At 41.1% G+C, this 13,448-nt stretch carries 14 protein-coding genes, 3 tRNA genes and 1 other annotated feature; all 17 genes read left to right on the plus strand.

Annotation, left to right across the window (positions count from 1 at the left end; translation table 11 throughout):
• The first annotated feature begins 181 nt into the window (after positions 1–181).
• The 17 genes from AC4HCY_RS05525 to rpoB all read left to right on the plus strand — a co-directional run bounded on the left by AC4HCY_RS05525 (position 182) and on the right by rpoB (position 13,430).
• Complete coding sequence (locus AC4HCY_RS05525) at positions 182–412, plus strand: PF20097 family protein (protein WP_491095543.1); 231 nt, start codon at positions 182–184, stop codon at positions 410–412.
• A 217-nt stretch (positions 413–629) separates the two neighbouring features.
• Positions 630–1,385: an FAD-dependent thymidylate synthase gene (gene thyX / locus AC4HCY_RS05530; RefSeq protein ID WP_491096082.1), complete on the plus strand. Its 756-nt coding sequence runs from the start codon at positions 630–632 to the stop codon at positions 1,383–1,385.
• Between the two features lie 105 nt (positions 1,386–1,490).
• Positions 1,491–2,420 (plus strand): 23S rRNA (guanosine(2251)-2'-O)-methyltransferase RlmB, encoded by a 930-nt coding sequence (gene rlmB / locus AC4HCY_RS05535; RefSeq protein ID WP_333783297.1) that lies wholly within the window; start codon positions 1,491–1,493, stop codon positions 2,418–2,420.
• A 179-nt stretch (positions 2,421–2,599) separates the two neighbouring features.
• The gene (locus AC4HCY_RS05540; RefSeq protein ID WP_323431768.1) at positions 2,600–3,118 is read left to right on the plus strand and encodes an NYN domain-containing protein; all 519 of its coding nucleotides are present in this window, start codon (positions 2,600–2,602) and stop codon (positions 3,116–3,118) included.
• 138 nt (positions 3,119–3,256) lie between these two features.
• Entirely contained in the window at positions 3,257–3,856 is a 600-nt protein-coding gene (gene sigH / locus AC4HCY_RS05545) for an RNA polymerase sporulation sigma factor SigH (RefSeq protein WP_491096083.1), read from the plus strand.
• A 167-nt stretch (positions 3,857–4,023) separates the two neighbouring features.
• Positions 4,024–4,108 (plus strand) — tRNA-Tyr (locus tag AC4HCY_RS05550).
• A gap of 6 nt (positions 4,109–4,114) precedes the next feature.
• Positions 4,115–4,188 (plus strand) — tRNA-Gly (locus tag AC4HCY_RS05555).
• An 8-nt stretch (positions 4,189–4,196) separates the two neighbouring features.
• Positions 4,197–4,273: transfer RNA gene (locus AC4HCY_RS05560), tRNA-Thr, on the plus strand.
• An 84-nt stretch (positions 4,274–4,357) separates the two neighbouring features.
• Positions 4,358–5,560 (plus strand): elongation factor Tu, encoded by a 1,203-nt coding sequence (tuf, locus tag AC4HCY_RS05565; protein ID WP_491095544.1) that lies wholly within the window; start codon positions 4,358–4,360, stop codon positions 5,558–5,560.
• Positions 5,561–5,807: 247 nt separating this feature from the next.
• A complete protein-coding gene (gene rpmG / locus AC4HCY_RS05570) occupies positions 5,808–5,957 on the plus strand; it encodes a 50S ribosomal protein L33 (RefSeq protein WP_323431201.1) in 150 nt (49 codons plus the stop codon).
• A gap of 20 nt (positions 5,958–5,977) precedes the next feature.
• Positions 5,978–6,181: a preprotein translocase subunit SecE gene (secE, locus tag AC4HCY_RS05575; protein WP_323431202.1), complete on the plus strand. Its 204-nt coding sequence runs from the start codon at positions 5,978–5,980 to the stop codon at positions 6,179–6,181.
• A 46-nt stretch (positions 6,182–6,227) separates the two neighbouring features.
• Positions 6,228–6,749, plus strand: coding sequence for a transcription termination/antitermination protein NusG (nusG, locus tag AC4HCY_RS05580; RefSeq protein WP_255228474.1), 522 nt, complete (start codon positions 6,228–6,230; stop codon positions 6,747–6,749).
• Positions 6,750–6,796: 47 nt separating this feature from the next.
• Positions 6,797–7,222 carry a 50S ribosomal protein L11 gene (gene rplK / locus AC4HCY_RS05585; RefSeq protein WP_255228473.1) on the plus strand — a complete coding sequence of 142 codons (426 nt, stop codon included), beginning with the start codon at positions 6,797–6,799 and terminating at the stop codon, positions 7,220–7,222.
• 50 nt (positions 7,223–7,272) lie between these two features.
• Positions 7,273–7,968, plus strand: coding sequence for a 50S ribosomal protein L1 (rplA, locus tag AC4HCY_RS05590; protein WP_323431203.1), 696 nt, complete (start codon positions 7,273–7,275; stop codon positions 7,966–7,968).
• Positions 7,969–7,978: 10 nt separating this feature from the next.
• Positions 7,979–8,098, plus strand: a sequence feature (ribosomal protein L10 leader region).
• Positions 8,099–8,135: 37 nt separating this feature from the next.
• The gene (gene rplJ / locus AC4HCY_RS05595; protein ID WP_323431204.1) at positions 8,136–8,639 is read left to right on the plus strand and encodes a 50S ribosomal protein L10; all 504 of its coding nucleotides are present in this window, start codon (positions 8,136–8,138) and stop codon (positions 8,637–8,639) included.
• 20 nt (positions 8,640–8,659) lie between these two features.
• The gene (rplL, locus tag AC4HCY_RS05600; RefSeq protein ID WP_323431205.1) at positions 8,660–9,040 is read left to right on the plus strand and encodes a 50S ribosomal protein L7/L12; all 381 of its coding nucleotides are present in this window, start codon (positions 8,660–8,662) and stop codon (positions 9,038–9,040) included.
• 409 nt (positions 9,041–9,449) lie between these two features.
• On the plus strand, positions 9,450–13,430 hold the full coding sequence (gene rpoB, locus AC4HCY_RS05605; protein ID WP_323431206.1) for a DNA-directed RNA polymerase subunit beta: 3,981 nt from the start codon (positions 9,450–9,452) through the stop codon (positions 13,428–13,430).
• Positions 13,431–13,448: the final 18 nt, after the last annotated feature.

Below are 13,448 nucleotides of genomic sequence, written 5' to 3' on the forward strand. Positions count from 1 at the left end.
AAAATGTTATCCTGACTGATATAAGAGTGCATCGTGAAGGAGCTTAGAGTTTGTTAGTTTTGACGCAACCCTATGCATGCTACAAAGTCTTAGCTTTGGAGCTCTGCAATCGTTATCAGTCAGCATAACAGCTATGTAGAATATTTAATGCGTTATATATAGATAAATGGGGGTATTATAAATGGGAACACTTATTAACGCTACTTGTCCTAAGTGCGGCAAAGAAATGGAAGGTGGCTATATTTATTCGCCACGGCAAATAATGTGGGCTGATGATGATAAAAAAAAGGTTTTTGCAATAGGTGATGAAACATTAGTTGGCATTAGTATGGGTTTTATTCATAAAAAAGTACGGGCCTATAGATGTGGAGACTGCAAAATAGTTACATTTGAATATGGTTCGTCAATATAATACATATGCATTCCCTTCCGTGTCTTTCCGTGGTTACCGTATTCCATAGCTCCAGAGTCCTGCCCAAAAACTCGTACATCGCACCTCGTGCCCCGAGCCAAAACCCCAGAGGAATACCTAAATATCATATAGACAAATAAAGACAATTCTCTTAAAATGATAGATAAGCTACGTTAGAGCTCAGATATAATTTATGTAAATGGAGGACATATGTATGATGAAGGTAGAACTGATACGATATACTCCTGAGCCGGAGAAACTGGTAGCAGCCGCAGCGAAGCTTTGCTATTCTCAGATAGGCATAGATGGAATATTGGACGGATTGGATACAGAAAAGACTGAGAAATTTCTGAACATGCTGATGGATTTAGGACATGAAAGCCCCATAGAGCATGTCTCTTTTACTTTTGGAGTAGAAGGAATCAGCCGGGTTCTTTCTCATCAACTGGTTCGTCACAGAATCGGCTGCTCTTACTCCCAGCAATCTCAAAGATATGTGAAGCTTGAGCAATTTGAATACATAGTACCTCCTCAGATAGATGCAATAGGCGAAGCCCGGGAAATATTCATCGACTCGATGAAAAAGGACCAGGAGGCCTATGATAAGCTGGTAGAAATATTATATGCAGAAAACTATAACAGATATATCAAAGAAGGCAGGAACGGGAAGCAAGCAGCGCAAATGGCTGAAAAGGCATCTATAGAGGATGCAAGATATGTATTCCCCAATGCCTGCGAAACAAAAATAGTATTTACTATGTCAGCGAGGGCCTTATTTAACTTTTTCAAGCTCAGGTGCTGTGAAAGAGCCCAGTGGGAAATAAGAGATATGGCGGCAGAAATGCTGAGGAAAGTGCGGGAAGTTGCTCCCATACTCTTCAAGCATGCCGGGCCTGGATGCATTAACGGACCATGTCCCGAAGGAGCCATGAGCTGCGGAAAATCTGCAGAGGTCAGAGAAAGATTCAGATAGCAAATTTAATCAATTGGCACAGCGGCTTAACTTGTCCGAGAATACTGCCCATCGATAATGAGGATAATAAAACTGTGAAAAAAATAATATAAAAGGATGATGTATATGCCATTTGGCGGAGAAAAAAGGAATAAAGCAGATAAATGGGGCAAAAAGGGAAGAGAGGATAATAAAACTCCCAAATTTCATAAGCCCGTACAAAAAAAGACCGAAGGAAACCCCAAACCCCAATATATTGAAGAAGCTGAAGATAGGGATGATTATTATATAAATTTGATAGAAGGAAGAAATCCTGTATTAGAAGCGTTAAAATCAGGGAGAGAAATAGATAAGCTGTTTGTCCAGAGCGGTCAATTGGAAGGATCAATAAGACAGATTATTGCTATAGCAAGGGATAAGAGAATACTGATAAAGGAAGTTGATAAGGCCAAGCTGGACAGGATGTCTGCTACCAAAAGTCATCAGGGAGTTATTGCCTCCGCTGCATTGTACAAATATTATGAAGTTGATGACATACTGGAAATTGCAAAAGCAAAAGCCGAAGATCCTTTTATAGTTATTTTAGATGAAATAACAGATCCCCAGAACCTGGGCTCAATACTTAGAAGCTGTGACGGGGCGGGTGTACATGGGGTAATAATTCCTAAGCGCAGGGCGGCAAGCCTTACCCCCATAATAGGCAAAATATCGGCAGGAGCCGTTGAATACGTGCCTGTGGCCAAGGTGACAAACCTGAATCAGACCATGGATTATCTGAAGGAAAAAGGTTTATGGATAGCAGGAGCTGATGCCAGCGGAGATCCATACTATGAAAAGGATATGACGGGGCCCTTGGCCTTGGTGGTGGGAAGCGAAGGGAAAGGTCTCGGCAAGCTTATAAAAGAAAATTGCGATTTCATCGTAGGAATACCTATGGCAGGGAAAATATCCTCCCTTAATGCGGCTGTCTCCTGTGCGGTTGTCATATTTGAGGCAAAAAAACAGAGAGCACTGAAAAATGCTGCCGGTAGTCTTCAGGACGGAAGTATTCATTAAAACTGATTCCACTGCATGAACTTTGTTTTAAACTGTTTTGCTGACTGATATAAGAGTCCAGCATGGACTCGACTAACATTCAGTGGAGTTGAAACCCCCTGAATGAAGTCTCGAAACTCTGCAATCGTTATCAGTCAACACAACAGATGCATCAATAAAACTGATTTAGGTGATGAAAATTGAAGGAATACCTGATGGTTGACGGCTACAACATAATAAATCACTGGGAAGAGCTCAAAGAAGAAAGCAAACACTCTCTGGACAGCGCAAGAGGCAAATTGCTGGATATATTATCAAACTATCAGGCCTTCAAAGGAATCAAGGTGACTGTCGTATTTGATGCTCACTATGTTAAGAACAGCATGGAAAAGCATGAGTTTTATAATGATGTTGAGGTCGTATACACAAAAGAATTTGAAAGTGCGGATAATTATATTGAGAGATTTGTAGCCGAAAACTCCAGCGAGGAGAATATAATAAGAGTCGCTACCTCTGACTCGCTGGAGCAAACCGTTGTTCTGGGATTGGGAGCTGCCAGGATATCGGCGAGGGAGCTTAAAGTCCAGATAAAAGAAGCATCCAATAAGATGGACAGAAATCATATCAACAGGCTGAAGCATGACAGGAACCTGCTGGAACACCATCTTGATCCTGCTGTTGCTGAAAAATTGGAGAGTATAAGAAGACAGCGGCATTGATTCCTTATTCTGCATGTATAGTTAACCTTGAAAAAACGCGATTATATATGTATAATATAGATGGTTGAAAGCTAAAAGCTTGGAGGAGATATAGTGGAAGCAAAAGCAAACAAAGATGAGGTACTTAGCTTTGATAACATGATGGACGAAGAACTGGTTTTGAGTGCCAGAGACGGGGATAAGGAAGCCTTGGAATTTATAATCAATAAGTACAAGAATTTTGTAAGGGCGAAGGCAAGATCATATTTTCTTATCGGTGCTGATAGAGAGGATATTGTTCAAGAAGGAATGATAGGCTTATACAAATCTATCAGAGACTTTAAAAATGATAAGCTGTCATCTTTTAGGGCATTTGCCGAGCTTTGCATAACAAGGCAGATCATAACTGCCATAAAAACAGCGACAAGGCAAAAGCATATTCCACTAAACTCGTATGTATCCTTGAACAAGCCTATTTATGATGAGGAGTCGGACAGAACCCTGTTAGACATTCTGACCGCTACCAAAATAACTGATCCGGAAGAACTGATCATAAGCAGGGAGGAATTATGCTCCATAGAGTCCAAAATCGGAGAAATACTCAGTGATTTGGAATTGGAGGTTCTCATGTCCTACCTTCAAGGCAAATCCTATCAAGAGATTGCAGTGGATTTGGACAGGCATGTAAAATCCATCGACAATGCTCTTCAAAGGGTAAAAAGGAAGTTGGAAAAGTTTCTCGAGTTTAAGGATGCTTAGTTATCAGACAGCTGACCGTCGCTAATTTGCATAAGCGGCGTTAAGCTTCTGGATAAAGTTCAGATAGAGTTATAAACTTCCTCTGAACTAAGAGTGCTGTTAATATTGACAAAACACCTATACCATATTATAATAACTAATTAGTTACTCTGGTTATAAATAAAAGAGGGGAAATTCCCGAGCGGCCAAAGGGGGCAGACTGTAAATCTGTTGTCTCAGACTTCGGTGGTTCGAATCCACCTTTCCCCACCATATACCGCGGGCATAGTTCAGTGGTAGAATTCCAGCTTCCCAAGCTGGCCGTGCGGGTTCGATTCCCGTTGCCCGCTCCAATAAATACGCCCATGTAGCTCAGCAGGTAGAGCACCGCCTTGGTAAGGCGGAGGTTCGCCGGTTCAAGCCCGGTCGTGGGCTCCATTCTTACGATACACCAGGCAGAGTTTATTAACCAGACTATAATTTTTTATTTAATTGATACATATAAAGGAGGAAAAGTAAAAAATGGCAAAGGCAAAATATGAAAGAACGAAACCCCATGTAAACATAGGAACCATAGGACACGTTGACCATGGAAAGACGACACTGACAGCAGCAATAACCACAGTATTATCAAAATTTGGTGGAGCGACAGCAACAAAATATGATGAAATAGACAAAGCACCGGAAGAAAAAGAAAGAGGAATAACAATAAACACCTCACACGTTGAATACCAGACAGCAACAAGACACTATGCCCACGTTGACTGCCCGGGTCACGCTGACTATGTAAAGAACATGATAACAGGAGCAGCTCAGATGGACGGAGCCATACTTGTAGTATCGGCAGCAGACGGACCGATGCCTCAAACAAGAGAGCACATACTCCTATCCAGACAGGTTGGAGTGCCATATATAGTAGTATTCTTGAACAAAGTAGACATGGTAGACGACGCAGAGCTTATTGAGCTTGTTGAAATGGAAGTAAGAGAACTGTTAAACGAATATGAATTCCCCGGAGACGACACACCGATAGTTGCAGGCTCAGCATTAAAAGCATTGGAATGCGGATGCGGAAATGAAGACTGTCAATGGTGCGGAGCAATCCATAAGCTGATGGCAGAAGTAGACAACTACATTCCTACACCTGAAAGAGCAACAGACAGACCATTCTTGATGCCTGTAGAAGACGTATTCTCCATAACAGGCAGAGGAACAGTTGCAACAGGAAGAGTAGAAAGAGGAACAGTAAAGGTACAAGACAACGTAGAAATAGTAGGACTGAACGACACTCCGAAGACAACAGTAGTAACAGGCGTAGAAATGTTCAGGAAGCTGCTTGACCAGGCACAAGCGGGAGACAACATAGGCGTACTTTTAAGAGGCGTACAAAGGACAGAAATAGAAAGAGGCCAGGTACTGGCAAAACCGGGCTCCATAAAGCCCCACACACACTTTACGGCACAAGTATACGTACTGACAAAAGAAGAAGGCGGGAGACACACTCCGTTCTTCAAGGGATACAGACCACAATTCTACTTCAGGACGACAGACGTAACAGGAGTAATAGAACTTCCGGAGGGAGTAGAAATGTGCATGCCCGGTGACCACATAACGATGACAATAAAGCTTATCACACCGATAGCTATAGAAGAAGGCTTGAGATTCGCTATAAGAGAAGGCGGAAGGACAGTAGGAGCCGGAGCAGTTGCTTCTATAATAGAATAAAAAAATGGTTGTTTATTAGACAGAAGACCAGGAAAACCTGGTCTTTTGTAAAGTATTAAACGAAAAAAGCTTGGCAATAATCATTATATGCGGCTGGCAATGAGCTGCATATAAATATAATGGGAAGTTAGGGACAAAATATTGACATAAGGATTAAATTGTGATAGATTTTTAAGGTAGCCCGAAATGTGCTATGTTTATGTTTTATTGTCAAGATATTAATGCGTTAATGTTGGGAGGTGCTGTAATGAGAGTTAAGATAACCCTTGCATGCAGTGAATGCAAGCAGAGAAATTATAACAACATGAAGAACAAGAAGAATGATCCTGACAGATTGGAAATGAATAAATACTGCAGATTCTGCAGAAAACATACTCCCCATAAAGAAACAAAATAGGCTGTAAAGGAAGTGAAAATATGACAGATACAGCTAAGAAGTTTAGCATGAAAAAGTATTTCAAAGAAACAAAGGCTGAGATGAAAAAGGTCAGCTGGCCGAGCAGAAAAGAAGTTTTACAGCATACGGAAGTAGTTTTGGTTTCTATACTTATCATAGGAGTAGCATTATGGGCTGTAGACATGGCTTTTGGGAAGATATTGGATATATTCCTAATGAAATAGTAAAAGGAGGAAAGACTATCGTGTTCATCACGGGGTCTGCTTACTGATGGAAGAAAGAGGCAAGTGGTATGTGGTTCACACTTATTCCGGCTATGAGAATAAGGTAAAGGCTAATATTGAAAAAATCGTTGAGAATAGAAATATGCAGGATGTGATCTTTGAGGTAAAGGTGCCCATCGAAGAGCAAATAGAGATAAAGAACGGAAAGAAGAAGGTCACCCAGAAAAAGATATTTCCTGGATACGTTATTGTCAAGATGATAATGACTGATGAATCATGGTATGTTGTTAGAAACACAAGGGGTGTGACAGGTTTTGTCGGACCTGGTTCTAAACCCGTGCCTCTCACCGATATGGAAGTAAAAACTTTAGGTGTTGAAAAGATTCCTGTTAAGCTTGATGCCAGGGTTGGTGACAGCGTTAAAGTTATTTCCGGGCCTTTTGAAAACTTTGTAGGAACCATATTAGAAATCAATAATGAAAAGCAAAAGGTAAAGGTCATGGTTTCAATGTTTGGAAGAGAAACTCCAGTGGAATTGGAATTCCTTCAAATTGAAACTTTGAAGTAGTTTATATATGTTCATATATAGAAGTTTCCGTGAGAGGAGGTGCAACAATGGCTAAAAAAGTTTCTGCATTAGTAAAGCTTCAGGTTCCCGCAGGCAAAGCTACGCCCGCTCCACCGATCGGTCCTGCTTTGGGTCAGCATGGTGTTAATATTATGGGTTTTTGCAAGGAATTCAATGAAAAGACTGCAAAGCAAGCAGGATTGATCATACCTGTTGTTATTACTGTATATCAGGACAGATCCTTCACTTTCATAACAAAAACTCCGCCTGCAGCAGTTCTAATAAAAAAGGCAGTCGGAATTGAAAGCGGTTCTGGAGTACCGAACAAGAACAAGGTAGCAAAGATATCCAAAGCTAAGGTCAGAGAGATTGCTGAGCTTAAAATGCCTGATCTCAATGCGGGCAGCATAGAAGCTGCAATGAGCATGGTAGCAGGTACAGCAAGAAGCATGGGAGTAGTCGTAGAAGACTAAAAATAAGTGGGAGGAAATAAAATTTCCGCTTACCACAAGGAGGAAAAGTAATGTTTAGAGGTAAGAAATACCAAGAAAGCATGAAGCTTATCGAACCAGGCAAGCTTTATGATCCAAAGGAAGCCATTGAATTGGTTCAAAAGACAGCTAAGGCAAAATTTGACGAATCCATAGAAGTTCACATTAAGCTGGGTGTTGACCCCAGACATGCGGATCAACAGGTTAGAGGCGTTGTTGTATTGCCTCATGGAACAGGTAAAACTCTTAGAGTTTTAGTATTTGCAAAGGGTGACAAGGCTAAAGAAGCAGAAGCAGCAGGAGCTGATTTTGTTGGTGCTGAGGAATTGGTTGCAAAGATACAAACTGAAAATTGGTTCGATTATGACGTAGTAGTCGCTACCCCGGACATGATGGGCGTAGTCGGCAGACTAGGTAAAATACTTGGACCAAAGGGTTTAATGCCTAACCCGAAATCCGGAACAGTAACCTTTGATATATCAAGAGCTATTGAAGATATCAAAGCCGGTAAAGTTGAATACAGAGTTGACAAGACCAGTATCGTTCACGTTGCTATAGGAAAAGCATCCTTTGGAACTGAAAAACTGGCTGACAATTTCAAAACTTTGATGGAAGCTGTAGTAAAAGCTAAACCTGCAGCAGCAAAGGGTACCTACCTGAAGAGCGTTACATTGACAAGCACTATGGGACCTGGCATCAAAGTTAATCCTCTCCGTGTCGTTGAATAACAGCACAGAGTTAAAATTGAACATATTACCGTAGACAGTAGGTGCTTTAGCTTAATTTCCTACCGAGGTTCGATCATAAATTTATTTATGACCTCTCTTAGTCTACGGAGAGGTCTTTTGTATTTTCAAATTCAAAAGGCCAATAATCCAACAGAGGAGGTGTAGATATGTCAAAAAATCTAGAAGCAAAACAGCAAGTTGTTAATGAAGTAAAAGAAAAGCTTCAGAAATCTAAATCAGTGCTGTTAGTCGATTATAAAGGCATAAACGTTGAAGATGTAACTGAACTGAGAAAGAGATTTAGGGAAGCAGGCGTAGACTATAAGGTTTACAAGAACACATTATTTAAAAGAGCTGCCCATGAAGCAGGGATAGAAGAATTGAATGAATTCTTGGAAGGCACTGTAGGATATGTATTCGGATATGATGATGTTGTAGCTCCTGCTAAAACAATAAATCAATTCCAAAAGGATAAGCCAAAGACACCGATAACAGTTAAAGCCGGTTACGTTGAGAACAGCTTCATGGACGCAAGCGCTGTAAAGGCTCTTGGAGATCTGCCGTCAAGGGAAGTTCTCATCGCTATGCTGCTTGGCGCATTGCAAGGCTCAGTCAGAAACCTTGCATACATGTTGAATTCTATAAAAGAAAAAAAAGAAGCGGAAGCTTAATATATTAGGAGGTAAATAAAATGGCAAGTGAAAAAACTTTAAAGTTCATAGAAGAAATAAAGAACATGACAGTATTAGAATTAGCAGAATTAGTTAAGGCTATAGAGGAGGAGTTTGGTGTAACAGCAGCAGCTCCTGTAGCAGTAGCAGCAGGCCCGGCTGCAGCGGCAGGCCCGGTAGCCGAAGAGCAGACTGAATTCAATGTAGTATTGGTAGCTGCCGGTGCAGAAAAGATCAAGGTTATTAAGGTAGTTAGAGAAATAACCGGTCTTGGCTTAAAAGAAGCAAAAGATCTTGTTGACGGAGCTCCAAAGCCAGTTAAAGAAGGCGTAAGCAAACAAGAAGCAGATGAAATAAAAGCAAAATTCGACGGAACAGGTGCTACAGTAGAAATAAAATAAATCAAGAGCCGCATAATGTGCGGCTCTTTTAACAACTATCCTTTTCCATTTTAGTATCATTTCAAAAATGACAACATTATACACAGACGATCTGACACAAATACTCATATTTCCCGGGAAATATCGACAAAATAAAAAAAGCACAGCAGAGTTGAAATATATTAGAGAAGGCAGCAAAATTCATAAAAAGTAATTGATTTGACTTATTGACAGACAATAGATGGTATGTTAATATTATATATTGCATTGGTGTAAGAAATTACTATATTTAGGCATGTGGCTGTATAAGATTGACTAAAAAAGGCAATATTAAAATAGCTATGCTAAAATTTTCAGTTAACCAAAAGCAGTTATGGTCGGAGAGCTTTTGGCTATTTTACTTTATTTATTATTAAGGGGTGAGTGACTTATGGTACATCCAATCTCTGTTGGGAAAAATCAGAGAATGAGCTACTCAAACATTGATGAAGTCATGGATATGCCGAATCTTATTGAAGTCCAGAAAAATTCCTATAACTGGTTTCTGGAAGAAGGTCTGAAAGAGGTATTTAACGATGTATCTCCAATTTCAGATTATACAGGAAACCTGGTATTGGAATTCGTTGACTATTCTTTGGATGGTAAGCCCAAGTATAGTGTTGAAGAGTGCAAGGAGAGAGATGTTACATACTCTGCGCCGCTGAAGGTGAAAATCAGACTTGCCAATAAATCTACCAACGAGGTAAAAGAACAAGAAGTCTTTATGGGAGATTTCCCTCTCATGACAGATCAGGGAACCTTTATAATCAATGGAGCTGAAAGAGTTATAGTAAGCCAGTTGGTTAGATCCCCCGGAGTTTATTATAATGAGCAGATAGATAAGTCTGGAAAGAGATTGCACTCAGCAACGGTTATTCCTAATAGAGGAGCATGGTTGGAATACGAAATGGACTCTAACGATGTATTATGGGTGAGAATAGACAGAACGAGGAAAATTCCGATTACTGTGCTTTTGAAAGCTCTCGGATATGGTACCGATCAACAGATTGAAAATGTGCTTGGAGAAGACGAAAGAATAAAGGTTACGCTGCAGAAGGACACTACCAAGAATACCGAGGAAGGCCTTATTGAAGTGTACAAAAGACTCAGACCCGGTGAGCCTCCAACAGTTGAAAGCGCCAAATCTCTATTAGAATCCTTGTTTTTTGATCCCAAGAGATATGATCTGGCAAAAGTAGGGAGATATAAATTTAATAAAAAACTTTCCTTAGCATCAAGATTGAGCGGTCAGAAACTTGAAAAAGACATTGTTGATCCGAAAACCGGAGAAATTTTAGCTGCAGCCGGGGATAAGATAAGCAGAGAAAAGGCTCAGCAAATTCAGAACGCCGGTATAAATGAAGCCTTTATATTATCTGAAGGAAGAGCGGTAAAGATTCTTGGAAACAATGTTGTAGATATAAATAAATATTTGCCTTTTGATGTTTCCGATTTAAATATCAGGGAACTGGTAAATTTAGGCATATTGAAAGAAATATTGAGCAAATACGAATCCGAGGCAGATATAAAGGAAGAAATTAAAAAAAGAATACACGACCTTATTCCTAAGCATATAGTCATTGATGATATTATGGCTTCCGTAAGCTATAATCTGAATCTCATATACAGTGTAGGAAATGTTGATGATATCGATCACCTGGGGAATAGAAGACTCAGATCCGTTGGAGAGCTTCTGCAGAATCAGTTCAGAATCGGCCTCTCCCGTATGGAAAGAGTCGTCAAGGAGAGAATGACCATACAGGATATAGATGTTGTAACTCCCCAGCAGCTTATAAATATAAGACCGGTAGCCGCTTCTATCAAAGAATTTTTTGGAAGCAGCCAATTGTCCCAATTCATGGATCAGACAAACCCGCTGGCAGAGCTGACTCACAAGAGAAGGCTTTCCGCTTTGGGCCCGGGAGGACTGTCCAGAGAAAGAGCCGGCTTTGAAGTCAGAGACGTTCATCACTCCCATTACAGCAGAATGTGCCCTATAGAAACTCCCGAAGGTCCTAACATCGGGCTTATAGGAAGCCTCAGTACCTATGCCAGAATCAATGAGTATGGTTTTATAGAAGCACCCTATAGGGTCGTTAAGACTGATGAAAACGGAGAAAAGATAGTAACTGATGAAATCGTATATGTAACTGCTGATGAAGAAGATGATTATATCGTAGCCCAGGCCAATGAAGCCCTGGATGCGGAAGGAAGATTTATAGACAAAAAGGTTACAGCCAGGATAAGGCATGAGATAGTGGTTGTGCCCATATCAGAGGTTGAGTATATGGACGTATCGCCCAAGCAGGTAGTTTCGGTAGCTACAGCTATGATACCCTTCCTTGAAAATGATGACGCCAACCGCGCCCTCATGGGCTCAAACATGCAAAGGCAGGCGGTTCCTCTCATTAAGCCTGAATCCCCTATAGTGGGTACAGGAATGGAATATAAAGCAGCCATTGATTCCGGTGTTGTGATACTGGCAAGGAATGGCGGCGTTGTGGAAAAGGTAAGCTCCAATGAAATAGTGATAAGAAACGATGATGGCGGCAGAGACAGGTATAAGCTTCTTAAGTTCTTGAGATCCAACCAGGGCACTTGCATAAACCAGAGACCTTTTGTTAAAAAAGGTGAAATAGTAAAGAAGGGTCAGGTAATCGGCGACGGTCCCTCGACGGATTATGGCGAAATCGGACTTGGAAGAAATGTGCTCATCGGTTTTATGACCTGGGAAGGCTATAACTATGAGGATGCTATATTGATAAGTGAAAAGCTGGTTAAAGAAGATGTGTTTACATCTATTCATATAGAAGAATACGAAGCCGAAGCGCGTGATACAAAGCTGGGGCCCGAGGAAATAACCCGGGATATACCTAATGTAGGTGAAGAAGCTTTAAAGGATCTGGATGAAAGAGGCATTATCAGGATAGGCGCTGAAGTGAGAACCGGAGATATATTGGTAGGCAAGGTGACCCCAAAGGGTGAAACCGAGCTTACGGCCGAGGAAAGACTGCTGAGGGCCATATTCGGCGAAAAAGCCAGAGAAGTAAGGGATACGTCGCTGAGAGTGCCCCATGGCGAAGCAGGCATAATAGTTGACGTAAAAGTGTTTACAAGAGAAAACGGCGATGAGCTGCCTCCCGGTGTGAATCAATTGGTAAGGGTTTATATAGCCCAAAAGAGAAAGATCTCCGTTGGAGATAAGATGGCCGGAAGACACGGGAATAAGGGAGTTATATCCAGAATCCTTCCTGAAGAGGATATGCCTTTCCTGCCAAATGGGACGCCTTTGGAGATCGTATTAAATCCTCTTGGAGTGCCATCGCGTATGAACATAGGACAGGTGCTGGAAGTCCATCTCGGTTTGGCTGCCAAGGCCCTGGGATGGAAGATAGCTACGCCTGTATTTGATGGTGCCAATGAGAATGATATAATGGATACCTTGGAAACTGCCAATAAATTCATTCAAGTTAAAAAACAGCTAAAAGCCATAAAGAACAAGATAAGCTATACGGAAGACGAGGAGCCAGGCGACTTTAATATAGATGAAAATGTAGAGATAATCAATGAATATTTGAGCGATCCTGTATTTGAGCTGGATAAAAAGCTCAGCCATTTTAAAGGAAAGATTAAAGATGCCGACTTAAATAATGCAAAAGATCTGGAGAATTTATTAGGGGGCCTAGAGGATAATCCTCTTGTAGATGTAGATCTTGACAGGACAGGAAAGATCACATTGAGGGACGGCAGAACGGGAGAGTACTTTGACAATGATGTTACGGTAGGCTACATGTATATACTCAAGCTCCTCCACCTGGTAGATGATAAGATTCACGCCAGATCCACAGGGCCATACTCCCTTGTAACTCAGCAGCCGTTAGGCGGAAAAGCCCAATTTGGAGGCCAGCGATTCGGGGAGATGGAGGTTTGGGCATTGGAGGCCTATGGTGCGGCTCATACGCTGCAAGAAATTCTTACTGTGAAGTCTGATGATGTGGTGGGCAGAGTGAAGACCTACGAATCCATCGTCAAGGGAGAAAATATACCTGAGCCGGGAGTTCCGGAATCCTTTAAGGTATTGATAAAGGAGCTTCAGAGCCTTGCACTGGATGTAAAAGTGCTTTCTGAAGAAAATGAGGAAATCGCAATAAAAGAATCTGTTGATGATGATTTAGAAGACCTCAGCAATGAAATGGAGACCCGCGAAGATGTCGACCTTTCAAATCTTCCTTACAAAGGTGGAGTTGAAGAGGAAAAAGACAATTTATATGATGACTATGATGAAGACGCAGAAGAAGAAGATTTCGAAATAGATTTGGATATAGATGATTTGATAAAGAATGAGACCCAAGAAGAAGAGGAAGATTATTAAAGGAAGGGAGAGAAGAGC

This window comes from Lutispora sp. QWL-02 (assembly GCF_058315355.1).